Raw genomic sequence first — 25,758 nt, 5'->3', positions numbered from 1 at the left:
TTAATGAGCCGGTCCCCGCTTTGGCGTATGCTGCCGCTTTCTCTTCTCTTTTTCTCGTTGCGGGAGCCTTGCCATGGAACATACCCGAGTCAGCTTCGTGCTGGGCCATCATCAGGAACAAGCTAGCGTCGTCTATTGCGAGCAGGGGCAACCCAGCCTGCTGGTCACCGACCTCACCCCCTTCCATCCCCAGAGCCACCTCTGGCCCGATCAACCGGGGGATGTGGGCACTGTGCGCTGGGATGGTGGCGAGGCGGCCGTGGGCCCCTGCCGGATGGGGGCCATCAGCCCGGAAGGAAGGCTGTTCGTGGATCAGGATATTCCGGTCAAGCGGGGCGCCGAGGGCTGGGCCTTCGTGGTGGTGCATCCCCTCGCCGGCTCCCATCAGCTTGCCATCGGCACTCAGCTGGAACTGAGGGTGGACGCCGAGGCCCGCCACGCCCTGAGTCTGGGCCACAGCGGCTGCCATCTGGTGGCGCTGGCCCTTAACCGGGCGCTCGTTCCTTACTGGCGCAAGGAGGTGAGCGAGCGCGACGCGCTGGATCAGCCCGACTTCGACCGCCTCGCCATCCAGAGTTCGCGCGTCGAGCCCATGGGCTCCCGGGAGCAATACCGCATCGGCAAGAGCCTGCGCAAGAAGGGGGTCAACGGCGAGGCCCTGCTGGCGGATCTGGCGCTGATAGAAGAAAAGGTCAACCGGCAACTCGCCGACTGGCTGGCTGCGGGGGGCGAGATCCGCCGCTCGCGGGCTGGCGAGGCCATCATCGACTCTCGTTACTGGCACTGCACCCTGGAAGGGCAAGAGCTGACCATCCCTTGCGGCGGTACCCATGCCGGCACTCTGGCGGAGCTGGGTCAGGTCAGGGTGCGGCTCGTCCCCGCAGAGGAGGGGTTCAGCCTGCTCTCCGAAGTCACCCCCTGAGTCAACGACCGAGCCGGCTTCGCCTCATCAGCCGAGCCGGATCAACAGTATGCCGCAGAGGATCACCAAGGCCGCCATCAGTCTGACCCGCCCCAGCCGCTCCCCCAGCCAGAGCCAGGAGAGCAGGACGGCAAACAGCACGCTGCTCTCGCGCAGCGCCGCCACCAGCCCGATGGGGGCCCGGGTCATGGCCCAGATGACGATGCCATAGGCGAGCAGCGAGAGGGCGCCTCCCAGGGCGCCCGAATACCACTCTGCCCGGGTCAGGTTGCGCAAGGCGGTGCGGCTCTGCCATCTCATCAGCAGCGGCATCACCAAGGCCGTCAGGGTAAAGAGCCAGAGGGTGTAGCGTATCGGCTCTCCCGCCGAGCGGGCCCCGACCCCGTCAGACAGGGTATAGGCGGCGGTAAACAGCGCCGTGATCAGCACGGCGCACAGGGCCGCAGGCGCCAGCCTGATGCCGCCACGCCAGGCCATCAACAAGACTCCGCCCACCAGCACCATGGCCCCCGCCACAGCCACGACACCTGGCACCTCCCCCAGCAGCAAGGCACCGAGCAGCAGTGTCACCAGAGGGGCGCTGCCACGGGCCAGCGGATAGATCTGGCCAAACTCCCCCAAGCGGTAGGCCCGGCCGAGAAAGAGGCAATAACCGCTGTGCAACAGGATGGAAAGCGCCAACCAGGGATATTCGACCGGGGCCGGCCACCCTACCAGCGGCAGGAAAGGCAGGGAGAAGAGGCCGGAGCAGAGGGAGACCAGCAGCACGCTGACACGCCCCTCGGCCTGGCGCTTGGCCAGCGCATTCCACAGGGCGTGCAACAAGGCGGCCAGCAAGATGGCCGCGAAGATGGAGAGGGTCACGACGGGGTTCCAATCAACAAGGGTGTGAGATCATACCCGTTTGCGTCGCAGCAATATGGGAGCCAGCTCATGAAGGCTCCCAGGACTTGCCATCAACTCAGGGGGCTTTGCGCATCCCCATATGAGGGATGTCGTCTTCGATATAGCCCTCCCCTTCAGGCGCGAAGCCGTGCTGGCCATAGAAGCCCTGCAGGTGAGCCTGGGCACCGAGCCAGATGGAGTGATCCGGCCAGCGTGCCGTGCAGACGGTCACCGCCTCGCCGATCAAGCTGTGACCCAGACCGCCCCCTCTCGACTGGGGGGAGGTGACCACCCGGCCTATGGCGGCGCCATTATCGTCGCCTATGCCGGGGGCCATGATGCGGGCATAGGCTGCCAGATGCTCTCCCTCATAGCCCTGCAGATGCCAGACTCCTTCGCGGCGATCCAGCCCGTCCAGATCCTGGAAGGGGCAGCTCTGCTCCACCACGAACACCTCGGCCCGCAGGGCCAGCAACTCGTACAACTCGTCCGTGGTCAGTTCAGACCAGGGTTTCAGGATCCAGTTCATCGGCGACTCCTTATCGGTTAGGCCCGCCAGCATAGGTGAGCACCGCCAGAGCGGCATTAACCTTGGTTAAGACTTTTAAGCCGTTTGCGAATGCGGCTCAAGCTGATAGGGGTGATCCCCAGATAGGCGGCGATCTGGTGATCCGGCACCCTGGCATCCAGGGCCGGGAAGCACTGCAGGAAGTGCTGGTAGCGGGCCTGGGGGCTCTCGGTCAACAGCAGCAACTCCTTCTCCTCCTTGATACGCAGCTGCACCGCCAGCAGGTGCTGATACCAGGCGGACCAGCAGGAGAGCTGGCGCAGGTCGGCCAGCTGGAACAGCTGCAACCGGCAGGGCTCCAGCGCCTCCACGCTGTAGCGGGCGGGTTCACCACTGAGCAGGTGATGGAAGTCGAGAAACTCATCCCCCTCCCAGTAGAACTCCTTGATGTACTCACGCCCATCCGCCAGCACCACCTTGGCCCGCAGCAACCCCTGCTCCACCCTGACCAGCAGATCCGGGTTGTCACCGGCATGCCAGAGACAGGTTTTTGGGGCCAACAGCAAGGGCCGGGCAAAAGAGAGGAGGCGCGTGGCCTCCTGCTCATCTGTGACCCTATCCCAACAAAAGGGAGGTCTGTCCGTCATCACGGCGTTAGCTGCGGCGCTGACGCACGGCTTCGAACAGGCAGACACCGCTCGCCACCGAGACATTGAGGCTGGAGACAGCCCCTGCCATCGGGATGCTCACCAGTTCGTCGCAATGTTCGCGGGTCAGGCGACGCATCCCCTTGCCTTCGGCGCCCATCACCAGCGCCATGGGGCCGGTCAGCTTGGCCTGATAGAGGTCGTGGTCCGCCTCGCCGGCGGTGCCGACGATCCAGACGCCGCGCTCCTGCAACTCACGCAGGGTGCGGGCCAGGTTGGTGACCTGAATGAGCGGCACCACTTCGGCGGCGCCACAGGCGACCTTGCGCACTATGGAGGTCAGGCCAGTGGCTTTGTCCCGCGGCACTATCACCGCATGGACCCCGGCCGCATCGGCGCTGCGCAGGCAGGCGCCGAGGTTGTGCGGGTCAGTCACCCCATCGAGCACCAGCAGGAAAGGCTGGGCCTTTTGATCGGCCAGGCTGTCCAGCAGGCTGGCCAGGTCGTGCTCGGCCAGCTTGGGCGCCTCTATCACCTTGGCCATGATGCCCTGGTGATTGTTGCCCTCGGCTTTATCATCGAGCGTCTTGCGGTTCACGCTCTGCACCTTGATGCCGAGGGATTCCAGCTCGGTCAGCAAGGGTTGCAGCCGGTCGTCATCACGGCCCTTGAGGGCCCATACCTCGATGAAACGCTCCGGGGTGCGCTCCAGCAGCGCGGATACAGCGTGAATGCCGTAGATCAGTTCTGTACTCATTTAGTGCTCTTGGTCTTGTCCCGAGCCTTCTTGCTCGGTCGTCTGTTGCTGGGCTTGGCACGGCCACCCTTGTCGGATTTGCCGCTATCCTTGCTCTCTTTGCGTTTATCGTGACGCTGTCCACCCTTGGCTGGCTTGCGCACCACCTCTTTGCCATCCTTGCCGGTCAGCGGCGCTTCCACCATCACGAAGTCGATCTTGCGATCGTCCAGGTTCACGCCCATCACCTTGACGCGCACCTTGTCACCCAGACGGTAGCGACGGCGGAAGTTCTCGCCGATCAGCTGCATGTGCAGGGGATCAAACTGGTAGTAGTCGTTGGTGAGGGTGCTGACGTGCACCAGACCGTCGATGTGGATATCCGCCAGGCGCACGAAGAAGCCAAAGCCGGTGACGCTGGCGATGACGCCGTCGAAGTCGTCACCCACGTGATCCAGCATGTACTCGCACTTGAGCCAGTCGGCCACGTCGCGGGTTGCATCGTCGGCACGGCGCTCTGTCATGGAGCAGTGCTCACCCATGGGATCCACTTCTTCCAGCTGGTAGTGGTAACCACCGCTCGGAGTCCACTTGTGGCGCAGGTTGCCCTGCTGCTCCTTGGCCGTCTGGTACTTGATGGCGCGGTGCAAAATGAGGTCGGGGTAACGACGGATCGGCGAGGTGAAGTGAGCGTAAGACTTCAGCGCCAGACCGAAGTGACCTATGTTGTCGGCCTGATAGACCGCCTGACGCATGGAGCGCAGCAGCATGGTGGAGAGCAGCTCCGCATCCGGGCGCCCTTCAAACTTGGCGGCCAGCTCGGCAAAGTCTTTCGGCTCGGGCTCGAGGCCCCCCTTGAGCTCCAGACCCAGTTCGGCCAGGAAGTCACGGAAACCGGTCAGACGCTCTTCGCCCGGACGGTCGTGCACCCGGAACAGGGCAGAGGCTTCGTTCTTCTCGATGTAGCGGGCGGCCGCCACGTTCGCCTGGATCATGCACTCTTCGATGATCTTGTGGGCGTCGTTGCGCACCAGCGGCACTATCTGATCGATCTTGCGCTGGGCGTTGAAGATGAAGCGGGTCTCCTCGCTCTCGAACTCCACGGCGCCACGCTGGTGACGGGCGTGCTTGAGCGCCTTGTAGAGGTTGTTCAGCTCCTCGATGTGACCCACCAGCGGCTCGTACTGCTGACGCAGCTTGGGCTCGCCATCCAGGATCCCCGCCACCTTGCTGTAGGTCATGCGGGCGTGGGAGTTCATCACGGCTTCGTAGAACTTGTAACCGGACATGCGGCCGGCGGCGGAGATGGTCATCTCGCACACCATGCACAGGCGGTCAACCTGCGGGTTCAGGGAGCAGAGGCCGTTGGAGAGCACCTCCGGCAGCATGGGCACCACGAACTCGGGGAAGTAGACGGAGTTGCCGCGCTGATAGGCTTCGGCATCCAGCGCAGTACCGGGCTTCACATAGGCGGACACGTCCGCGATGGCTACCCACAGGCGCCAGCCGCCACCGCGCTTGGCTTCACAGAAGACGGCGTCATCGAAGTCGCGGGCATCTTCACCGTCTATGGTGACCAGCGGCAGGGCACGCAGATCGATGCGACCCTCTTTGGCCTTCTCCGGCACCTGCTCGCCCAGACCGGCAACCTCCTTGGTCACCTCTTCCGGCCAGGTGTGCGGGATGCCGTGGGTGCGCAGGGCGATCTCGATCTCCATGCCAGGTGCCATGTTCTCGCCCAGCACGTCCAGCACGGTACCGACCGCATTGATGCGAGAGGTGGCGCGCTGGGTGATGCGAACGACCACCACCTGGCTCTGGCGGGCACCCTTGCTCTCCCCTTCCGGGATGATGATGTCCTGACCGATGCGGCTGTCATCCGGCACCACGAAGCCAACCCCGTTCTCGACGAAGTAGCGGCCGACGATGTCAGCCTCGCGGGCCTTGAGCAGGCGCACCAGACGCGCTTCCTGACGACCCTTGCGGTCGATCTCGGTGGGCTGCACCAGCACGTAGTCGCCGTGCATCAGCCGCTGCATCTCGCGGTTGTTCAGGAAAAGATCCGATCCACCACCCTCGGGGCGCAGAAAACCGAATCCATCTTTGTGGCCGAGCACATAGCCTTTCACCAGATTCAGACGATCCGGCAGGGCGTAACATTGGTTGCGAGTGAATACCAGTTGCCCATCGCGCTCCATGGCGCGCAGACGACGGCGCAAGGCTTCCAACGGCTCTTCGTCGGTCAGCTTGAGGACCTTGGCCAACTCCTCCCGGGACATGGGTTTCTCATGACCACGGATAAGCTCCAGCAGCATCTCGCGGCTGGCGATGGGGTTATCGTATTTTTCGGCCTCGCGTTGGAGGAAAGGATCTTTTTGAGACATAAGCAGGCCTTAGGGTAGGTAGTAACGCAGACATTATATCGAAGGGGGGAGCTAATGGCATCCATCGACTGCCTTTTGCCCAATCTCTCTGTCATACTGGGCAAAGTTTGCAGGTATGTGAGACTCGGAACTCATGAGCAAGGACTCGTTCGCCCAATCGGCCGCCTATTTGAAACAGGCGGTCCCCCTGATGATCAAGTATCAAATCCCCACCACCCCGAACAATTACCACCTTTGGTACAACTACGTCTCCGGCGCCATGCCCGAGCTGAACAATGCCGTCGATCACGCCATAAAACTGCAGGGTACCTTCTCCCTCACCACCTGTGAGCGTCTCTATCACCAGCATCTGGCCAGCCAGGACGAACAGCAGATGGAGACAATGAAGCTCAATCTGGTCGCCATGGCCAACGAGCTCGGCCACTCCATGCAGGATGCGCTGGTCGACACCGGCCAGTTCCAGGCGATGCTCGACAAGAGCTTCGACAAGTTGAGCCTCATCGATGACGAGGGGCTGAGCCTGGACGACACCATGGCCATCTTGCGGGAGCTGGTGCGCGAGTCGCGGGACGTGCGCATGTCTACCCTGCACTTTCGCAACCAGCTCAGCAGCGCCGAGAAGGAGATCAAGGAGCTAAAGGCGGCGCTGAACGAGACGCGCAAGATGGCCACCGAGGACGCGCTCACTTCCCTGCTCAACCGCCGCGCCTTCGATCTGGAGATGGACAGCCTGATCCGCAACAAGCAGCCTTTCTCGTTGATCATGACCGACATCGATCGTTTCAAGAATTTCAACGATGAATATGGCCACTTGCTGGGGGATCAGGTGCTGCGCATCGTCGGCAAGCGGCTGCGGGAAGTCAGCAAGGAGGGCATCACTGCCTATCGGCTCGGGGGGGAAGAGTTTGCCCTGCTGGTGCCGGGCCGGGCTCTGGCACTGACCCGCCAGATGGCGGAGAGCCTGCGCCGGGTCATAGAGCGGATGTCACTGCTGGATCGCAAATCGGGCCGGCGCATCGATCACATCACCGCCTCCTTCGGTGTGGGGGAATACAATGGCCAGGAGACGGCAGACGCCCTGATAGAGCGCACCGACAAGCTGCTCTACAAGGCCAAGGAGCTCGGTCGCAACCGGGTGATGCCGCTCCCCTCCTGAGCACGTCAGACACAAAAAAAGGCCGGTCAATAACCGGCCTTTTCAACTTTACCGCGTCGGCTCAGAGGCTTTTCAGCTTCTCTTCCGGCAGCGCCAGCTCATCGTTGTGGTTGACGCCGATGCCGCGCTCCAGCACGTGGCGGGCGATGGCATGGGCCTCTTCCAGGGAGTGCATGCTGTAGGTACCGCACTGGTATTCGTTCAGCTCGGGGATCTTCCCCTGCTCCTGCACTGTCAGCACATCGCTCATGGCAGCCTGCCAGGCCGCACCCACGCGAGCCTCGTCCGGCGCGCCGATCAGGCTCATGTAGAAGCCGGTACGGCAGCCCATGGGGGAAATGTCGATAATTTCGACCCCGTTGCCGTTCAGGTGATCACGCATGAAACCGGCAAAGAGGTGCTCGAGGGTGTGGATGCCGCGCTCGGAGAGGATCTCCTGGTTCGGCACGCAGAAGCGCAGATCGAACACGGTAATGGTGTCCTTGCTCGGGGTCTGCATGGTCTTGGCCACCCGGACTGCCGGGGCTGCCATGCGGGTATGGTCGACGGTAAAACTGTCCAATAACGGCATTTCTGACTCCTGATTGGTTACGAGAACCAGCCCCCGCTGGGGAGCCGATCCTTGCATTGTCGATACTGGGCGCCGTAGCGTTGGGCACGGGCCTCCACCTTGCGGGAGACCTTCATCAGCCACCCTTTGCTGCGGTAGCTGCCACGCCGGTAGCCACCCCAGCCTTCGTGATAGTTGAGATACTGGCCATAGGCATCCCACTTGGAGGTGCCGTTGAGCCGCTGCGCCTTGTTAGTGTACCAGCCCATGAAATCGATGGCGTCGGCGAAGTCGTCGCGATCGCTCCAGCCGTTGCCGGTCTCACGCTGGTAGTCGTCCCAAGTCTCATCCTTGACCTGAGCGTAGCCATAGGCAGAGCTGGCACGCCCGGTCGGGATGAAGAGGAAGTATTGCATCGGCGGCTGGGCATCGTGCACGAAGGAGGACTCCTGATACATCATGGCCATCACCACGTGCACCGGAGTCCCCCACTTCTCGTTCATCTTGAGTGCCGCCTTGTGCCACTCCGGCTTTTCCCGAAAGATCTGGCACAGGTTTTCCGGCTGGGCCGGTGGCCGGGAGCTGCAAGCAGTCAGCGCCATCAGCAGGCCTGCCGCCACCACGAGACGCGTCCCTGACATCAAGGGGATTGCATCTTCGTGTTCTTGGTCGTTTCGAGGCACATCCATCACATCAAATCGCGTCTTCGTTCTCTTCGCCAGTACGGATGCGGATCACACGCTCCACCTCGCAGACGAAGATCTTGCCATCACCGATCTTGCCGGTACGGGCGGTGTTCTGGATCGCCTCCAGACAGGCGTCGAGCTCTTCGTCCTGCACCACCAGCTCTACTTTCACCTTGGGCAGGAAGTCGACCATGTACTCGGCACCACGGTAGAGCTCGGTGTGGCCCTTCTGGCGCCCAAAGCCTTTGACTTCGGAGACCGTCATGCCGTTGATGCCGATCTCGGCCAGGGCTTCGCGCACATCGTCCAGCTTGAACGGTTTGATAATGGCTTCAATCTTCTTCATGGTGACTCCTTACCAGTTCTGTTTGCCGAACCCGGACGTAATGGGGTAGCGGCGATCCTTACCAAAGTTGCGAGCCGTGATACGGGGCCCGACGGCAGCCTGACGGCGCTTGTACTCGTTGAGATCCACCAGACGGATCACCTTGCGCACCACGGCTTCTTCGAAGCCCTCCGCCACCATGTCGGCGACCGAGGCATCTTCTTCCACATAGCGTTTGAGGATGGCGTCCAGAATGTCGTAGGGAGGCAGGCTGTCCTGATCCACCTGATCGGGTGCCAGCTCTGCCGAAGGGGGACGATCGATGACCCGCTGCGGGATCACGTAGTCGACCGAGTTGCGATATTCGCACAGCTTGAAGACCAGCGTCTTGGGCACGTCCTTGAGCACGTCAAAGCCGCCCGCCATGTCACCATACAGGGTGGCATAGCCGACCGCCATCTCGCTCTTGTTGCCGGTGGTCAATACGATGCGGCGACGCTTGTTGGAGAGAGCCATCAAGAGCACGCCCCGGCAGCGGGCCTGCAGGTTCTCTTCGGTGGTATCCCGGGCCGTCCCTTCAAACAGCGGCGCCAGCTGGGTCATGAAACCTTCGAACATGGGCTCGATGGAGATGATGTCGAACTCGACCCCCATCCGCTCTGCCTGTTCCTTGGCATCTTCCACGCTCATCTGGGCTGTGTAGCGGAACGGCATCATCACCGCCTGCACCTTGTCTGCACCTATGGCATCGGCCGCGATGGCGAGCGTCAGGGCGGAGTCGATGCCACCGGAGAGGCCCAGCACTGCCCCCTGGAAGCCGTTCTTGGTGACGTAGTCATGCACCGCCAGCACCAGCGCCTGATAGGTCTCGGCCAGGGGCTCCAACTGCGCTGCGGGTTCCCGCTCCTTCAACGGCTGACCGTCGACAAAGCGCACCAGAGCAAGCTCTTCGGCAAAGGGAGCCAGCTTGTGAGTCAGCTCGCTCTGACCGTTGAACACCTTGGAGCAACCATCGAAGATCAGCTCATCCTGACCACAGACCTGATTGAGGTAAACCAGCGGCAAACCGGTCTGCTCGCAGCGCTCGGCCATCAGCTCGCGGCGGATCCAGGGTTTCTCCTGATCATAAGGGGAGGCATTGATGGTGAGCAGCAGCTCGGCACCGGCCGCCTTTGCCGCGAGTGCCGGGCCCGGTTGCCACAGATCTTCGCAGATGAGCAGCCCCAGCTGGTGACCACGGAACGACACCACGCAGGTATCGCTGGCCGCGGTGAAGTAACGCTTCTCGTCGAACACCCCGTAGTTGGGCAGATCCTGCTTGAAGTAGCGGGCGATGAGCTTGCCCTGCTCATAGAGGGAAGCTGCGTTGTAGAGCGCCTCTCCTTCACGCCAGGGGTGGCCCACCAGAATGGCGCAACGACCCTGCCAGGCCGCGACACGAGCCAGGGCTGCCTCCACTCGTATCATCAGATCGCTGCGCAGCAGCAGATCTTCAGGCGGGTAGCCGGTCAGCGCCAGCTCGGAGCAGACCAGCAGATCAGCTCCTTGCTGGTCGGCCTCTGCGGCGGCAGCCAGCACCTTGTCACAGTTATCTTCGATGGCGCCTACCGTCAGATTTAACTGGGCAAGCATCAGAGAGAGGGCTTTTGCCATGGCGATGCATCTTGAATTCGAAAATGATGGGGAATGATAAAGAAAAGGGGCTGGCTGTGCCAGCTCAACACTTGGCCTTTGCACTGGTGTTCTGGCTGTCTGGAGATAAGATGTAACTAATCGAGGGAGATATTTGCCATGATCAAGGATGTGAAAGGATTCACTCTGCTGGAACTGATGATAGCGGTCAGTCTCGGGGTCATCTTGCTCGGGATTGGGGCGCCGGCCATGTCGAGCCTGCTCAGTGAGAACAGCTTGCGATTTGAATCACGCACTCTCCTGAAATACCTGCGCTTTGCCCGCAGTCAAGCCATCGACAACCAGCAATCAGTCACCGCCTGCCTGGCCAATGCCAGCGACAACTGCGTTACTGCCAACCCGACTCAGTTGTTGGTATTCGTCGATAATGATGCTCCGGCAGACAACATCTTGAATAACAGCGATCAATTTCTGGCCAGAACCACTGCATTTTCCGGAACACTGACAATCTCCAATAACCGGATTTCCACCACCTTCAGCCCGGATGGCACCAGCCTCGGCAGCAATGCCACTATCAGCCTCTGCCGCTCAGGCAATGCCCAAGTCAACTTGGTCATTGCCCAATCGGGGCGCTCCAGCCAGTCAACCCAGGCCAACGTCTGCCCCTGAAAACCTGGGCTCACTAGCGTAACTGGCTTGCGTCCTGCTGCTGTCCCTCTTTTGACTGAAACTTCTCCCCCAGCGGGCGGCACTCCAACAGTGTCTTCACCGGCTGTACTGCCCCGTCGACCTCATACCCTCTCTTCTTGAATTTCTCGTGTACAGCCTGAGGAGAAGTATCCGTCACAGGACCATGCAACACGACTCGCTGTCCATTCGCCAGCTCGGCGTAGCACTTCATGTCCTCCGCCAACGCCGCTCCCGATAACAACAGGCTCAGGCCCAACACCGTACTCAGTGGTTTCATTGCACCTCTCCTTCATACAGGTAAATTTTCTTGGGCGACATGTCCATTTCCGCCTCTTCCGCGCCCTGGTTGCACTCCCCGGCACCAGTACAACGCTCCGGCTCACCGTCACCCTCGTCCTTGAGAATCACCTCTTCCCCAACACCTCCTCCGATGATACGGACCTTGGCATCATCCCCTGCATGCACCACCAGATCATCCGCCACCTTGTTTTGCACTTCCACGTAGCGTTCCGGCGTTTCATTGCCATCGAGATCGACCACGTAACGGAAGGAGCTGCCATAGTGCATGTCCACCATGTACTGACGCGCCGCACCTATAGACTGAATGGTGCATTGCTGGAAGGACTGCACCTGCGGCAGGAACGAGGTGAAGTAAAGTTTGCCCTGCAACACCACACCCGCCCCCATGGACTTCTCGCCGGGTTCGTTCAACCAGTTGACCCAACCTTTGGCGGTGGTGATCCCCGCCTTGGTCGCCAGAACATCATCACTGGTCGTCTGTGCCGACAGGGGGTCTGAGGTCACGTCGTAGAGATCGGTAATCAGGATGGGATTTCTGGCCTGCGCAGTAGTTGCACGGGGCATGACGTCATAGTCACGCAACATGAAATAACCATTGCGGACAGTCGCTTCCGAGGAGGGCCGATTGCGATCACCACTGCCGATCAGCACCCCATCAAAGGGGCGATCCTGATAGGAATAGACTGTATTTCCCCCCACCACTGTACGTGTCACTTCCTTGTTGATGGTACGCACCACTATAGGTTGCGTAAAGAAGCGGCGATCGGCGGCCTGAGTGCTGTCAGATCCCAGACTGGCAAATTTGAATACCCGCCAATCTGATTTGGTGGCATTCGGGAGATCCATCCGCCAGATATTACCTCCGGTATCCCCTGCATAGATGCGGTCAGTCTTGCCATCACCATCGCTATCCAGAGTCGCCACCGAGCCAGGCATGCTGTCAGCCATCCCCGTTACCTGGAGATTGGTGGTTGAGGTGGCTGCCGGGGTCGCACTGAACACCAAGGCCCCTGTCTCGGCGTTGACGATATAGATCCCCCTACCCGTGCTGTCGTTCGCCCCCAGCCCCTGGGCACTCTTGTTCACGTCATAACCGCCAGCAAAAATCAGGACTGGTGTGGTGACCCCTGGCACAAAGGCAACCTCAGGCACCGACCAGGTTAAACCCAGCTCGCTGAAGCCCGTCGTTTGGGAGTTCAGGCTCCATTTCAGCGTCGGCGTATTGGGGCTGGAGATATCAAAGGCGTAATAGGCCTTTCCACCGCTTCTCAATCCAGTGAATACCCAAACGAAGTCATTCTCGGACGATTTCAACACCCCATTTCGATTGGCATCTTTGATGAGGGCGACAGGAGAGGAGTCAACACCATAAATATGATCCGCAGATTCGGCGTTGATACGCAATGCCCTCTGATTGGGCAAGAACTCATAGGGAATGGCGGCCCAACTCTCGTCTATGGTGCTGCCCATATCCTTGAACATATGAAGGAAGCCCGCATTGGTCCCAAACAAGATCCGCAAATCAGGCGCATCGGCAGGATTACCGGATTGCGGGCCATAGTTCAGCACCAGGGGCCGGGAGTGCAGGGGATCGCCCATGATATGCGCGCGGATCAGGGTGGATGTATCAAAATCTTCGTCGTCGACATCCAACCCCTTGGTCCAGTCGATCAGGGAATCGAGTTCTGTCGTACTGCCTGCCTGCATGAAAGTCATGAGCGCCGCCTCACTGCCCGCCTGCGTCACCAGATTGGCCTTGGTCAGCGCATCGAGCCGGCTCTGGGCATTATTGATGACATAGAGACTGCGGGTGCTTTTTTCCGCCAGCATTTCTTGGGCACCGCCTTCAGCCACCTTGTTGCCATCACGGCCGGATGACCAGAAGGTCTGGGCACTGTCGATGATGGTTCCATCAAACTTGATGGCGGGCAGACCTCGGCTATCCGCAACATAACCGTCCGGAGAAAATATCAGTTTCTTCAGATTGCCCCGCCATCTGGGCCCGTCGTCCGGCTCAAACATGGCGTAATAGATGTTATTGAGACTACGGGTCCGGTCGAAATTGTTGCTGGCAATCGCAGGGGACACCAGTGAGGTATTGATGCGCAGGATCGCCAGCAAAGAGGCCTTTAGCGCATCGGTCAAGGCTGAGGCATCGGTCGCCGGGTAATACTCACCACCTCCCCGCCTAGCCGTCTCAGCCAGTAGATTACCCGCCCCACTGATCGCCTCGTCACCAAAACCCACAGTAAAGGTCGTGACTGTCTGGGTACCGGGGGAAACGGCATTCACATCCTTGTGTTTCATATAACCGGCCAAGGCAGCCAAATAGCTGTTTTCTCTGTTTCTTCCAGAACCATAAGAAACCACAGTCCCATAGGCCGCTTTTTCATCCGTGCTCAGGGTCTTGATTAGCTCCTGCACAAGGGTATCTGAAGAAGTATCCTGGGTCGGCTCGCCATCGGTGATATAGATGACATAACCGTTATTTGAGCAGTTATCATAGGGTGCCTCATAGGTACCAGTCGGACTCTCGGCTGTAGTATCTCTCGGGCTACCTTGCAGTCCATACACAACGCTTTTGCCCCCAAAGAATTGATATGCCTCACTCAACGTCTCACATAACGGTGTGTTGGTGCTGGCAGTCAGGGCTTCGACCCGATCCAATAGATCTTGCTCCCCCGTCTTGCCATTTGCCAGTGTAATCTCACTGCCTAATATATCCCTGACAATGCGTCCGCCATTATTATCACTATCATCATTTCTATTAAATATAGCCAGACCAAAGTCCACCCCTGGCGTGGATGAAATCAAGCCTTTCACTGCATCTTTGGCAATACGGAGTCGAGATTCCACTGAGTATCCAGTTGGACCATTATACCAGCGGATATAGTTGGCGGAATAAATGGTCACAGCCGTATTGCTGGCATTGACGGCATTATTTTTATTGGCCGTGTAAAACCACTCACCGCTTCTACTACTGTCCTTGTCTACTGGATAACCAGCCCCAACCGTCCAGCTTCCGCTGTAGGGGTTGGCCGGATTGCTTGCGGTGATATCCTGCTTGCAATCTACCAGATTGATATTGCTCTCTTGATCACCACTGAGTGAATTCCATTTACCCCGCCCTCTTCCTGGTGGGTTACCATTGGTAACCTCATAACTCCACATTTGCGACTGAAAATAACCAATATTCGACAATGGAGTTTTCGAGGTCGCACAGGCATTTAGCTTGTCGGAAAATCGCCTGCTGGTGTTGATCGCAGGAATACTGCCATCCGTTGAAAAATAGATATATTTTTTGCTATTACTGGAATCTGGGTCATTACTCAGGGCAGGATATAGCGTAGCCGGATTATAGGTCTCTTTGATCTGCTCCATGGTGTCTCTCATGCTGCCCGAGTTATCGAATATCAGCAGCACCTTGGGGCGAAAGTCCCCCGCCTTGTTGAAGTCATAAATAAACAGCTCGGTGTCATCGGCTCTCGTCGATGTAATGCCCAAAACAAGGCTACACCAGCATAAAATCACTCCAAGTCGTCGTAACCACATATCCTTCGCTCCTATTCGGTGAGCAGTGGTTGTTCTACACCCGCAATCCAAGTCAACGGGCGAACATATTTTCCATAATTCACATTGGCCTGCAGCTCGACATACTTGCACGCAGGAATCACATTGCTGCTGCTGGCGTCAATCTTTCGCTTGCACACGGTTTCGGTGCGATTAGTAAGGGCGACTGCGGCCGAAGCATTACTGCTATTGACATTAATCGCTGCACTGGCCCCCAGAGTGGCGCCCATGCCGGCAATCACAGTCGATATGTTGTTGCTCTGCATCGCAGCTTCGATGATGCCTTCGAGCCGATGCTCCGCCTGCCGGAAGCTGGCGGACGAGCCAGCCATCTTGAGGTCTTGCCCCGAAGATTGCATCACTACCACGGCAATCAGGGTAAGGGGCAGCAGAATGATCAGGGCGACGATCAGAGCCACTCCTCGCTGGGATCTCATGCTCCACCTCCCACTATTACCGCAGGATTGCGCAGCGATACACTGGTTTCCAGTAACAGACGGCGGAAACCATCTCCATTACCTGGGACACTGACACTGCCAACCTGATAGATGTTGTTATTTACATAACTGCTGGACGCTTGTAGTGAGCGCACCAGAATAAAGATACGTGCCGCCACGACCCGTCCTTCGCTCCACTCCTGTTCGGTGACATTCGCGGTCGCGACATAACGGTCAATGTCACCATCTGGCACCGGGCTGTCGTCGACACCGAACAGCACAGTCATTCGTTCAATCCCTTCGGCCATGGGGCCGGAAATCAATACCGATCCGCCATTTGCGGTCAGGTAACGCTTTCTCAATTCAGGGTTGCCTGCTGCATTGGGAGAAAGGTAATAGATAAAGTGCTGATACTCCCAGAGCTGACGTGCCGGCATGGCTGCCGTGGTGGGGACCGTTTCTCCCCCCTTGAACATCTGGGCAGCCTGGGTCGTTGTGGCGAGATAAAAGCGATTGCCAGTAGCGGCGGTATCCGCCAGCGGAAGACCAATCAGCCGTTTGATGCTGATGACATCCGAATTGGCGACACGCGAAGCCACAGGGATACAGGCAAAAGCCCCTCCCGTAATCGCCCTGCTGTTGTCCACCCCTGCGACCCAGATCCCCCGATTTGTTCCCACACTGGGTGGCAGGCTGCCTCGCCCAAGATTGTCCAGACAATCATTTGCGGCAAGCACACTAGACCCAGCACTCAGCGTAACCCCCTGCCCCACGGCCATGGGAGAACCCGTATAGTCCCCCCAAAAGCCAGCCCATTTCAGGTCCTGAGTGAGCAGGCGCATGGCGATACGGCCATTTTCCTGCAGCTCGCTCTGATCGAAGGCATCCTCAGTGGTGGCCCGAGAGGCTACGAAGATGCTCAGGCCACCACCGATCAGAAATACTCCGATCAGCATGGCGATCAGCCACTCGACCAGGGTAAAGCCACGGGCGTTCATAGGGTGGTCGTCAGCACGAACTGACGCCTCTGCCGATCTGCGGCATTCCCAAGTCCACAGCTGTTGCGCACGGCGGTAACCGCATCGGCGCCATCAGACAGAGACTCCCGGCCGCGCCAGAAGATCCCCACCGTCAGGCTGTTGTTGGCCCCGCGGATCACGCAGCCGACCGGAGCCTGTAGAGATGAAGCGGCACCGGACACGGCAGAACCCAGCAGGGACCGTTGCCAATAGAAGAGATCCAGTGCCTGGCGTTCACTGCGACTGCAATCCGACATGGTGCCATTGCTGTTGGCACAACTCGGCATGTTCAGAATAGTGTTGCCTGATACGACGGTCGTGCCCTGGGCAGTCCAGCTGTCCTGGTTGATCCTGGCGCGCTCAACGAGGTCATTTGCCAGCCAGTTGGCGATGGTACGCTGGCGGGCCTCATAGCCGGAGAATTTGGCCGTGGCCTGCATGCCAACCAGCCCCAGCAGACCAAAGGAGAGCACCACTGCGGCTATCATCACCTCCAGCAGGCTGAATCCGATCATCTGGCGACGGCGTTGAAGTTTCATCGGCTAGTCCCAGCAGGCGTCGTTGGCGGTATCGCCGAGTCGGGTGGCACTTCTGGTGCCATCCTGATCGATGGAGAAGATGATGCAGTCGCTATCGGAGCCTTGTGCGCCGGAAGCCGTGGCAAAGAGAATGAAAGTATTGGTGCCGGCAGAGATGACCAGATGGTAGAAGCCGGACTCGGAGTTGTCAGTGATATTCAGGTCGGCAGCGGCGGAGGCGTACCTATTGAAGTCCATAAAATAGGTTTCTTGTCTGTTGGCGGCATCCAACAGCATCTTTTTGGCATCAATACGGTGGCTGGCCAGCAGATAGCGCTGATATGAGGGATAAGCAATGGTGCCAAGAATCGCCACTATGGCGACGACAATCATCAATTCAATGAGGGAAAAGCCTCGATAGAACCCAATCATATCCCATCCTTGGTGACTGGCGGTCTTGTTAGTCTAATGCCGGATAGGTCGCAACAACAAATCCGGCATCAGGAACATCACTCTTTATTCTTAGGCCATCCTGGCCACATTCAAATGATTCTAAGCTCAGGCGGCACCTCGAAGACCACGTTCTCTTCGCGACCCGGGTGTTCGGTCACTATCTTGCCACCCAGCTCACGCAGACGGGCGATGACATTCTGAACCAGCACATCGGGAGCAGAGGCCCCCGCCGTCACCCCGATACGATCCACACCGTCCAGCCAGCCCGGTTCGATCATGGTGGCATCGTCGATGAGGTAGGCTCGCGCCCCCACCTTCTCGGCCAGCTCTCGCAGGCGGTTGGAGTTGGAGGAGTTGCGAGAACCGACTACCAGCATGGCGTCCACCAGCCCCGCCATCTCCCTGACCGCATCCTGACGGTTCTGGGTGGCATAACAGATGTCATCCTTGCGCGGTCCCTGAATTTTCGGGAAGTGTTGGCGCAAGGCATCGATAACGTCCGAGGTCTCATCCACGCTGAGCGTAGTCTGAGTAACGAAGCAAAGATCGTCCGGGTTCTTCACCTTGAGCTTGGCCACATCCTCCGGCGTTTCCACCAGATACATACCCCCTTCCGGATTCTCGTACTGCCCCATGGTGCCAATCACCTCGGGGTGACCGGCGTGACCGATGAGCACGGCCTCGGATCCCTTGCGGCTGGCACGATGGACCTCCATGTGCACCTTGGTCACCAGCGGACAGGTGGCATCGAACACCTTGAGGGCACGGGACTTGGCCATCTCGCGCACCGTCTTGGCAACGCCGTGGGCGGAGAAGATGACGATGCTGTCGTCCGGCACCTCGTCGAGCTCCTCGACGAATACGGCTCCCGCCTCTTTCAGCTTGTTCACCACATAGCGGTTATGCACCACCTCGTGACGGACATAGATGGGTGCCCCGAACTTCTCCAGCGCACTCTCGACTATGCTGATGGCCCGATCGACACCGGCACAAAAACCACGTGGGTTGGCGAGTAGGATATCCATCAGTGCACCTTTTCCTCGTCATCCACGCCCAGGATCTCCACCTCGAAGGTGACGGTGTGACCCGCCAGCGGGTGATTGAAATCGACCGTCACCGACATCCCTTCCACCGCCCGTATGATGCCCGGCAGTTCGCTGCCATTGGGCTGGTCGAAGAGGATGATGGTGCCAATCTTGGGCTCCACCTCGGCACCGAACTTGGCTCTGTCCAGATGGTAGATGTTGTCGGGATTGGAGTGACCGAACGCCTGCTCAGGCGCCAGCGTGAAGCTCTTGGCCTCCCCCTGTTGCAACCCCAGCAGACACTGCTCGAAGCTCGATGTCAGGCTGCCATCGCCCATCCGCAAACGGGCAGGCTTGCCGTGCAGCGCCGTGCTGTCGGCCACAGAGCCGTCTTCCAGCTTGATGGAGAAGTGGAACAGCACGCTGCTGTCAGCGCCTATGGCCTGGCTCATGCCGCCTCCTTCTGTTTTTCGGAGCGAAAACCTTCCAGCACTATCATGGCGGCACCGATGAAGATGAAGCTGTCCGCCAGGTTGAATGCGGGCCAATGGGAGCGCTGCCAGTAGAAGTCGAGAAAATCGACCACGTGGCCCAACACCAGGCGATCAAAGACGTTGCCAAGGGCTCCGCCGATGATGAGGGAATAGGCGATGCCGCTCCAGCGCTGGGTGACCGACTGCTTTCGCAACCAGTGCGTCAGCAGCCCACAGATAGCAAACGCCAAGACCGCGAAGAACCAGCGCTGCCAGCCCCCCTGCTCGGCCAGGAAACTGAACGCTGCGCCCTTGTTGTAGACATGCACCAGGTTGAAGAAGGGGGTGATCTCCACCCCCGGATAGCCAAACGGCAGCAACTTGACCACGGCGAGCTTGCTCGCCTGGTCCAGTACGAAAGCCAGCACCGCCAGCCACAGCCAACGCAGGCCCGTTTTGTTATGAAGAGCGTTATTGGTCATGTTCATCAGGCAAATTGACGCGTTTCGCCGTCACCCTCGACGTTGGTGACGCAGCGGCCACAGATCTCTTCGTGACCGGCTATGGTGCCCACGTCTTCCACATGGTGCCAGCAGCGGTCGCACTTGGCGGCAGCAGACTGGGCCACGTTCAGCCACAGATCATCGCGCTCGGTCGCAACGGCACCTTCCGGTGCTGTGTCAGCCACCACCACCTTGGCCTTGGAGGTGAGCAGCACGAAGCGCAGCTCATCGGCCAAGGCATTCAGTCGCGCAGCCAGCTCCGGCTTGGCGAACAGAGTCAGTTCTGCCTGCAGGGAGCCACCGATGCGCTTCTCGCCACGGGCGGCTTCCAGTGCCTTGTTCACTTCACCACGCACTGTGAGGATCTCAGCCCAGAAATCGTCGTTCAGCACTTCACCCGCTTCCAGCCCGAACAGGCCGTCGTACCACTCTTCGGTGAACACGAACTCACCGCGCTCACCCGGCAGCAGAGCCCAGATCTCGTCGGCGGTGAAGCTCATGATGGGCGCCATCCAGCGCACCATGGCCTCGGCGATGTGATAGAGGGCGGTCTGGCAGGAGCGACGAGCCAGGCTGTCAGCCTTGGCGGTGTACTGCCTGTCCTTGATGACATCCAGGTAGAAGGAGCCCATCTCGATGGAGCAGAACTGCATCAGCTTCTGGGTCACACCGTGGAAATTGTACTCATCGAACGCCGCCATGATCTCGGCCTGTACCGCCTTGGCACGGCCCACGGCCCAACGATCCACCACCACCATGTCGGCAGACGCCACCATGTCGGTCGCCGGATTGAAACCGTTCAGGTTGGCCAGCAGGAAGCGGGCTGTGTTGCGGATACGGCGATAAGCATCGGCGGAGCGCTTGAGGATCTCGTCGGAGACTGTCATCTCACCGGTGTAGTCGGTGCTCGCTACCCACAGGCGCAGGATGTCAGCGCCCAGCTTGTTCATCACGTCCTGCGGGCTGACCACGTTGCCGATGGACTTGGACATCTTGCGGCCCTGACCATCCACGGTGAAGCCGTGAGTCAGCACCTGGTTGTAGGGAGCCTTGTCTTTCATGGCCACGCCGATCATCAGGGAGGACATGAACCAGCCGCGGTGCTGGTCAGAGCCTTCCAGATACATGTCGGCCGGGTTGCCGTTGAACTCGGGACGGGCATCGACCACTGAGGAGTGGGTCGAGCCGGAGTCGAACCAGACGTCCAGGGTGTCGGGCACCTTGTCGTACATGTCGGCGTCGCTGCCCAGCAGCTCGGCCTTGTCCAGATCCCACCAGGCCTGGATGCCGGACTGTTCGACCCGCTTGGCCACCTCTTCCATCAGGCGCACGGATTCAGGGTGCAGCGCCTGAGTCTCCTTGTGAACGAACAGGGAGATGGGCACGCCCCAGGTACGCTGACGGGAGATGCACCAGTCAGGACGGTTCTCTACCATCGCCTGGATGCGGTTCTTGCCCCATGCCGGCACCCAGCCGCTCTGGCCGTGCTGGGCAATGCCATCTTTCTCGATGCGCTCGATCTCTTCCAGCGCACGCTTGCGCAACCCCTTCTGCTCCATGCTGATGAACCACTGGGGGGTGGCACGGAAGATGATCGGGGTCTTGTGACGCCAGCAATGGGGGTAGGAGTGGTTGAACACCTTGTGGTGCAGCAGGGCGCCACGCTCGGTCAGCACCTCGACCACGGCCGCATTGGCCTTGAACACGTGCTGGCCGGCAAACAGCTCGGTATCCGGCAGGTAGACGCCGTTGCTGCCAACCGGGTTGGCCACTTCCAGACCGTACTTCTGACCGACCACGAAGTCTTCCTGACCGTGTCCAGGGGCTGTGTGCACGGCGCCGGTACCGGCATCCAGGGTGACGTGGTCACCCAGCACCACAGGCACATCGAAGCTGTAGAAGGGGTGGTTGAAGCGCAGCAGCTCGAGCGCCGCACCCTTGGCATAGCCCAGGTTGTGGAACTTCTCGATACCGGCTCTGTCCATCACATCCTTGACCAGCTCGGCGGCCAGGATCAGGCGCTCGGGGTTGTCACCCTCCACCTGTACCAGGGCGTAGTCGAGATCGGCGTGCATGGCGATGGCGCGGTTGGCCGGCAGGGTCCAGGGGGTGGTGGTCCAGATCACGGCAGAGAGCGGGCCCTTGCCGGTGTGACCTTCGGGGCAGTCAAACTTGGCAGCCACTGTCGCCTCGTCGACGGCCTTGAAGCGCACATCGATGGAGGGGGAATTCTTGTCGTAGTACTCCACTTCGGCTTCCGCCAGGGCAGAGCCGCAGTCGGTACACCAGTGTACCGGCTTAGACCCCTTGTGCAGGTGACCATTGGCGACGATCTTGGCCATGGAGCGGATGATGTTGGCTTCGGTGCCAAAGTCCATGGTCAGGTAGGGGTGTTCCCAGTCACCCAGCACGCCCAGACGGATGAAGTCGGTCTTCTGCGCTTCGATCTGGGTCTTGGCATATTTGCGGCACTCGGCGCGGAACTCGGCGGCGGAGACCTTCTCCCCCGGCTTGCCGACCATGCCTTCCACCTTCAGCTCTATGGGCAGACCGTGGCAATCCCAGCCCGGCACATAGGGGGAATCGAAGCCGGAGAGGCCCTTGGACTTGATGATGATGTCTTTGAGGATCTTGTTGACCGAGTGACCGATGTGAATGCTGCCGTTCGCGTAGGGGGGACCATCATGCAGAATGAAGGAAGGCTTGCCCGCTTTGGCGCGGCGAATGGCGCCGTAAAGATCCTGATCGTACCAACGCTTGAGCATGTTGGGTTCGCGCTTGGCCAGATCGCCACGCATCGGAAACTCGGTTTCCGGCAGATTCAGGGTGTGTTTATAGTCGCTCATCAGTCCTGGGTTCCCTTCTTTTCTAAAAGAGTGCTGGGTAAATTGAATGGTGGCAGCCCGAACCAGGCTCGGGCCGCCAGGGCATCTCGTTCGATCTGCTCTTTCAAGGCGGTGAAAGAGGCAAACTTCTGCTCTTCGCGCAGCTTGTGGCGAAGCAGCACCTTGACCTGCTGACCGTATAGATCACCAGAAAAATCAAATAGATGTACTTCCAATCTGGCTTGTGTGCCGCTCAAGGTCGGCCGTACACCCACATTGGCGACACCGGGGAAGGTCTTGCCGGAACATAACACTTCCACCGCGAACACGCCACCGACCGGGATCACCTGCCGTTTGAGCGCGAGATTGGCGGTAGGAAAACCTATGGTGCGCCCCAGCTTGTCGCCGTGGGCCACCCGACCACTGATGGCATAGGGGCGGCCGAGCATCAGCTCCACCTCAGCCATACGCCCCGCCTTCAAGGCCTCGCGCACTAGCGTGCTGCTGACCCGCTGGCGCTCGACCTGAAAGCTCTGGGTGCTGATCACCTCGAAACCGAAGCGATGACCCGCCTCCTCCAGCAGGTGGAAGTCCCCCTCCCGCCCCTTGCCGAAGCGAAAATCATCACCCACCACCAGGTAGTGCACGCCGAGTTTCTCCACCAGCAACTGCTCGATGAAGCTGCTGGCGGCCTGCTCGGCGAAGCGGTGCGTGAACCGCACACAGAGCATGCGATCTATCTGCATCCCCTTGAGGGCTTCGTACTTCTCCCGCCAACGGCTGAGACGGGCAGGAGCGGCGTCCCCCGCAAACAGCTCAAGGGGCTGCGGTTCGAACAGCATGACGCAGGCGGGCAGACCAAGCTGGGCGGCTTTCTCCTGCAGTCGGGCCAGCACCGCATGGTGGCCCTGATGAACCCCATCGAAGTTGCCTATGGTCAATACACAGCCCCGATGATGGGGCTTGATATTGTGAATGCCGCGAATGAGTTCCATCAGTGCCTTGTGCGTTGCTGCCATGGAAATCGGCGGATTATATATCAGGCAGCAGGCAGGGTCAGCCCTGCTGTTGAGCCGATTTCAGGTATCTGACACGGAACCCGGGCATCATCAGCCTCATTGCTGACCCGATTTCAGGTGTCTTGGCCTGACCCCCAGCACCAACAGGACTATTCCATACAAGGCGCCCCCAAGGCAGAGCAGCAAGGTCAGCTCCAGACTGGCTTTGCCCATGCTCCAGGCCCCCCACTGGGCGAGATCCGGTGACAGATAGCCAAGCACGCCCCCCATCAGCACAGTCGCCACCAGCAGCTTTAGGCAGAACACGCCCGTGTTGCGGGAAGGGCGATAAACCGCCTGCTGATACAGCCCCTTGAACAGCAGGGCCGCATTCAGGGTGCCGGAGCAGGCGGTGGCGAGCGCCAGCCCCACATAGCCAAGCGGATAGATGAAGATGAGGTTGCACACCATGTTGGCCACCATGGCCATGATGCCGATCCGTACCGGGGTCCTGGTGTCCTGGCGGGCATAGTAGCCGGGCGCCAGCACCTTGATCAGCATCAGGGAGAGCAGCCCTGTGGTGGACGCCAGCAGGCTGGCGCTGGACATGGCCACCTCGTGCATGCCGAACTCGCCGCGCATGAAGAGCACTCGCAGTATGGGCTCGCGCAATACGGCAATCCCCACCATGGCGGGCAGGCCGAGCAGCATCACCATGCGCACCCCCCAGTCCATGGTGCGGGAGAAGTCGGCCGGATCCGCATCCACATGCTTCTTGGCCAGCGCCGGCAGGATAACTGTGCTGATGGCGACCGCGAACAGGCCGAGGGGAAACTCCAGCAGGCGATCCGAGTAGTAGAGATAGCTGATGGCACCGGTCGCCAGGAAGGAGGCCAGCATGGTGTTGATCAGCAGATTGATCTGGCTGACCGAGACGCCGAACAGCGCCGGTATCATCAGGGTGCGGATCTTCACCACACCGGGATGGTGCCAACCCCACTTGGGCCACACCAGCATGTTGATCTGGCGCAGGAAGGGGTACTGGAACAGAAACTGCACCAGACCGCCGAGGAAGACGCCGATCGCCAGCGCGATCTCGGGCCGCTCCAGCAACGGGGCTATCCACCAGGCCGCCGCTATCATGGTGAGGTTGAGGAACACCGGCGTGAAGGAGGAGACGGCGAAGCGACCGAAGGTGTTGAGAATGGCCCCGGCCATGGCGGTGAAGGTGATGAACCAGAGATAGGGGAAGGTAATCTTGAGCATCAGGCTGGCCAGCTCGAACTTCTCGGCCGCCGGGCCGCCGTGCAGCCAGTCCCAGAACCAGCCCCAGCCAAACAGGGCCGTCAGCACCCCCGAGCCCAGCACACCAAGTAAGGTGACTATGGTGACTATGCCCCCAAGGGTGCCCGCCACCGCGGCCAGCAATTCACGCACTTCGCGCTCGTCGCCATTTTTCTTGTACTCCGTCATCACCGGCACGAAGGCCTGGTTGAAAGCCCCTTCGGCGAACAGCCGGCGCAAGAAGTTGGGAATGCGGTTGGCGAAGAAGAAGACGTCTGCGGCCACCCCGGCACCGAGCAGATTGGCGATGACCACATCGCGCACCAAGCCCATCACACGGGACACCAGCGTCATTGCGGACACTATCATGCCGGATTTGATCAATTTCTTACTCAAGACGAGGCCTCTGGAACTGTCAGAATGGAAAGAATGCTGCTAGAATCGGCCGACAGTTTAACCGCCTCCCAACTGACACACCACCGGGGGGCGGTGTTTATTTGCACAAATCATTTGACAATATGTGGTTGAGAAGGCATATTTCCGGGCCTTTTCAATACACTCGCTAAGACAGTTTTAGGAGTTTTACCTTGGCTAATATCAAATCTGCTAAGAAGCGCGCGATTCAGTCAGAGAAACGTCGTCAACACAACGCCAGCCGTCGTTCCATGACCCGTACCTATCTGAAGAAAGTAATTGCTGCAATCGCTTCTGGCGACAAAGCTGCTGCCACTGCCGCTTTCGCTGTTGCTCAGCCGATCATGGATCGTATGGCGACCAAAGGCCTGATCCACAAGAACAAAGCTGCTCGTCACAAGAGCCGCCTGTCTGCCCAGATCAAAGCTATGGCTTAATCAGCTTCGGCTGAACAAAGCTAAAAAAACCGGCCTTAGTGCCGGTTTTTTATTTGGGTTCGCTACAATACAGCCTGTGCAACAATCCAATCATCTCGCGTACCTCATGGCTGCGCAGCGAATAGTAGACCGTCTGGGCCTCTTTTCGCGTCGCCACCAGCTCATCGCGCCGCAGCACAGCCAGATGCTGTGACAGGGCCGATTGACTCAGTCCAAGCACCTCGTTGAGTTCCCCCACCGACAGCTCTCTCTCCAATAACTGGCACAGAATGAACAAGCGCCGTTCATTGGCCAGCGCCTTGAGCAGGGTGACCGCACGTCCGGCATTCGCCTCCATCTCTTCCAACTGCATCGCATTCCCTCCCCTGCAAGACAGGAATC

At 59.6% G+C, this 25,758-nt stretch carries 26 protein-coding genes; 4 read left to right on the top strand and 22 right to left on the bottom strand.

Going from position 1 to position 25,758, the window contains the following annotated elements:
- Positions 1–73: 73 nt before the first annotated feature.
- Complete coding sequence (locus tag OC537_RS18710; RefSeq protein ID WP_234690105.1) at positions 74–922, top strand: hypothetical protein; 849 nt, start codon at positions 74–76, stop codon at positions 920–922.
- Positions 923–949: 27 nt separating this feature from the next.
- Here the strand turns inward: OC537_RS18710 and OC537_RS18705 are convergent, their stop codons facing one another.
- The 5 genes from OC537_RS18705 to rnr form a co-directional block, all read right to left on the bottom strand.
- The gene (locus tag OC537_RS18705) at positions 950–1,786 is read right to left on the bottom strand and encodes a DMT family transporter (RefSeq protein ID WP_139743731.1); all 837 of its coding nucleotides are present in this window, start codon (positions 1,784–1,786) and stop codon (positions 950–952) included.
- Between the two features lie 97 nt (positions 1,787–1,883).
- Positions 1,884–2,336, bottom strand: a complete 453-nt coding sequence (locus tag OC537_RS18700) for a GNAT family N-acetyltransferase (protein ID WP_262113517.1) — start codon at positions 2,334–2,336, stop codon at positions 1,884–1,886.
- A 56-nt stretch (positions 2,337–2,392) separates the two neighbouring features.
- Entirely contained in the window at positions 2,393–2,962 is a 570-nt protein-coding gene (locus OC537_RS18695; protein WP_262113515.1) for a Crp/Fnr family transcriptional regulator, read from the bottom strand.
- A 7-nt stretch (positions 2,963–2,969) separates the two neighbouring features.
- Positions 2,970–3,719, bottom strand: a complete 750-nt coding sequence (rlmB, locus tag OC537_RS18690) for a 23S rRNA (guanosine(2251)-2'-O)-methyltransferase RlmB (protein WP_111913152.1) — start codon at positions 3,717–3,719, stop codon at positions 2,970–2,972.
- Complete coding sequence (rnr, locus tag OC537_RS18685) at positions 3,716–6,082, bottom strand: ribonuclease R (protein ID WP_262113510.1); 2,367 nt, start codon at positions 6,080–6,082, stop codon at positions 3,716–3,718. Before rnr ends, rlmB begins: the two co-directional genes overlap by 4 nt.
- A gap of 133 nt (positions 6,083–6,215) precedes the next feature.
- On the opposite strand from rnr, the gene OC537_RS18680 reads away from it, so the two are divergent.
- Positions 6,216–7,238, top strand: coding sequence for a GGDEF domain-containing protein (locus OC537_RS18680; protein WP_162520008.1), 1,023 nt, complete (start codon positions 6,216–6,218; stop codon positions 7,236–7,238).
- Between the two features lie 61 nt (positions 7,239–7,299).
- On the opposite strand, the gene luxS is transcribed toward OC537_RS18680, so the two are convergent.
- From luxS to OC537_RS18660, 4 genes are read right to left on the bottom strand one after another with little or no spacing between them, the layout of a single operon-like run.
- On the bottom strand, positions 7,300–7,809 hold the full coding sequence (gene luxS, locus OC537_RS18675; RefSeq protein ID WP_106884978.1) for an S-ribosylhomocysteine lyase: 510 nt from the start codon (positions 7,807–7,809) through the stop codon (positions 7,300–7,302).
- Positions 7,810–7,826: 17 nt separating this feature from the next.
- Complete coding sequence (locus tag OC537_RS18670) at positions 7,827–8,429, bottom strand: transglycosylase SLT domain-containing protein (protein ID WP_162627390.1); 603 nt, start codon at positions 8,427–8,429, stop codon at positions 7,827–7,829.
- A 52-nt stretch (positions 8,430–8,481) separates the two neighbouring features.
- On the bottom strand, positions 8,482–8,820 hold the full coding sequence (glnB, locus tag OC537_RS18665) for a nitrogen regulatory protein P-II (RefSeq protein WP_025325723.1): 339 nt from the start codon (positions 8,818–8,820) through the stop codon (positions 8,482–8,484).
- A 9-nt stretch (positions 8,821–8,829) separates the two neighbouring features.
- Complete coding sequence (locus OC537_RS18660) at positions 8,830–10,452, bottom strand: NAD+ synthase (protein WP_262113504.1); 1,623 nt, start codon at positions 10,450–10,452, stop codon at positions 8,830–8,832.
- A gap of 138 nt (positions 10,453–10,590) precedes the next feature.
- On the opposite strand from OC537_RS18660, the gene OC537_RS18655 reads away from it, so the two are divergent.
- Positions 10,591–11,100 carry a GspH/FimT family pseudopilin gene (locus OC537_RS18655; RefSeq protein WP_262113503.1) on the top strand — a complete coding sequence of 170 codons (510 nt, stop codon included), beginning with the start codon at positions 10,591–10,593 and terminating at the stop codon, positions 11,098–11,100.
- A gap of 13 nt (positions 11,101–11,113) precedes the next feature.
- Here OC537_RS18655 and OC537_RS18650 read toward each other — a convergent pair whose 3' ends face one another.
- The 12 genes from OC537_RS18650 to murJ form a co-directional block, all read right to left on the bottom strand.
- The gene (locus OC537_RS18650) at positions 11,114–11,398 is read right to left on the bottom strand and encodes a TapY2 family type IVa secretion system protein (RefSeq protein WP_262113501.1); all 285 of its coding nucleotides are present in this window, start codon (positions 11,396–11,398) and stop codon (positions 11,114–11,116) included.
- Positions 11,395–14,973 carry a pilus assembly protein gene (locus OC537_RS18645; RefSeq protein ID WP_262113499.1) on the bottom strand — a complete coding sequence of 1,193 codons (3,579 nt, stop codon included), beginning with the start codon at positions 14,971–14,973 and terminating at the stop codon, positions 11,395–11,397. Before OC537_RS18645 ends, OC537_RS18650 begins: the two co-directional genes overlap by 4 nt.
- An 11-nt stretch (positions 14,974–14,984) precedes the next feature.
- Positions 14,985–15,428, bottom strand: a complete 444-nt coding sequence (gene tppD, locus OC537_RS18640) for a type IVa pilus pseudopilin TppD (protein ID WP_262113496.1) — start codon at positions 15,426–15,428, stop codon at positions 14,985–14,987.
- Positions 15,425–16,426, bottom strand: coding sequence for a PilW family protein (locus tag OC537_RS18635; RefSeq protein WP_262113494.1), 1,002 nt, complete (start codon positions 16,424–16,426; stop codon positions 15,425–15,427). The genes tppD and OC537_RS18635 overlap by 4 nt, the downstream gene beginning before the upstream one ends.
- Positions 16,423–16,986 carry a type IV pilus modification protein PilV gene (gene pilV / locus OC537_RS18630; RefSeq protein ID WP_262113492.1) on the bottom strand — a complete coding sequence of 188 codons (564 nt, stop codon included), beginning with the start codon at positions 16,984–16,986 and terminating at the stop codon, positions 16,423–16,425. The genes OC537_RS18635 and pilV overlap by 4 nt, the downstream gene beginning before the upstream one ends.
- A gap of 3 nt (positions 16,987–16,989) precedes the next feature.
- Positions 16,990–17,397, bottom strand: coding sequence for a type IVa pilus pseudopilin TppA (gene tppA, locus OC537_RS18625; RefSeq protein WP_106884987.1), 408 nt, complete (start codon positions 17,395–17,397; stop codon positions 16,990–16,992).
- A 110-nt stretch (positions 17,398–17,507) separates the two neighbouring features.
- Positions 17,508–18,443 (bottom strand): 4-hydroxy-3-methylbut-2-enyl diphosphate reductase, encoded by a 936-nt coding sequence (gene ispH, locus OC537_RS18620; RefSeq protein WP_106884988.1) that lies wholly within the window; start codon positions 18,441–18,443, stop codon positions 17,508–17,510.
- Entirely contained in the window at positions 18,443–18,895 is a 453-nt protein-coding gene (gene fkpB / locus OC537_RS18615) for an FKBP-type peptidyl-prolyl cis-trans isomerase (protein ID WP_262113486.1), read from the bottom strand. The genes ispH and fkpB overlap by 1 nt, the downstream gene beginning before the upstream one ends.
- Positions 18,892–19,404, bottom strand: a complete 513-nt coding sequence (lspA, locus tag OC537_RS18610) for a signal peptidase II (RefSeq protein ID WP_262113485.1) — start codon at positions 19,402–19,404, stop codon at positions 18,892–18,894. Before lspA ends, fkpB begins: the two co-directional genes overlap by 4 nt.
- Positions 19,404–22,265, bottom strand: a complete 2,862-nt coding sequence (gene ileS, locus OC537_RS18605) for an isoleucine--tRNA ligase (RefSeq protein WP_262113483.1) — start codon at positions 22,263–22,265, stop codon at positions 19,404–19,406. The genes lspA and ileS overlap by 1 nt, the downstream gene beginning before the upstream one ends.
- A complete protein-coding gene (ribF, locus tag OC537_RS18600) occupies positions 22,265–23,239 on the bottom strand; it encodes a bifunctional riboflavin kinase/FAD synthetase (RefSeq protein ID WP_234676016.1) in 975 nt (324 codons plus the stop codon). The genes ileS and ribF overlap by 1 nt, the downstream gene beginning before the upstream one ends.
- Positions 23,240–23,359: 120 nt before the next feature.
- A complete protein-coding gene (gene murJ / locus OC537_RS18595) occupies positions 23,360–24,922 on the bottom strand; it encodes a murein biosynthesis integral membrane protein MurJ (protein ID WP_106884991.1) in 1,563 nt (520 codons plus the stop codon).
- Positions 24,923–25,113: 191 nt separating this feature from the next.
- On the opposite strand from murJ, the gene rpsT reads away from it, so the two are divergent.
- Positions 25,114–25,377 (top strand): 30S ribosomal protein S20, encoded by a 264-nt coding sequence (gene rpsT / locus OC537_RS18590; protein ID WP_033129187.1) that lies wholly within the window; start codon positions 25,114–25,116, stop codon positions 25,375–25,377.
- Between the two features lie 49 nt (positions 25,378–25,426).
- On the opposite strand, the gene OC537_RS18585 is transcribed toward rpsT, so the two are convergent.
- On the bottom strand, positions 25,427–25,729 hold the full coding sequence (locus tag OC537_RS18585) for an ArsR/SmtB family transcription factor (protein WP_106884992.1): 303 nt from the start codon (positions 25,727–25,729) through the stop codon (positions 25,427–25,429).
- Between the last annotated feature and the right edge of the window lie 29 nt (positions 25,730–25,758).

The sequence above is a fragment of the Aeromonas sp. Marseille-Q5825 genome, assembly GCF_946892685.1.
GTDB lineage: Bacteria > Pseudomonadota > Gammaproteobacteria > Enterobacterales > Aeromonadaceae > Aeromonas > Aeromonas rivipollensis.
The sequence above is the reverse complement of the archived record's forward strand: the minus strand, read 5'-3'. Positions and strand labels throughout refer to the sequence as shown.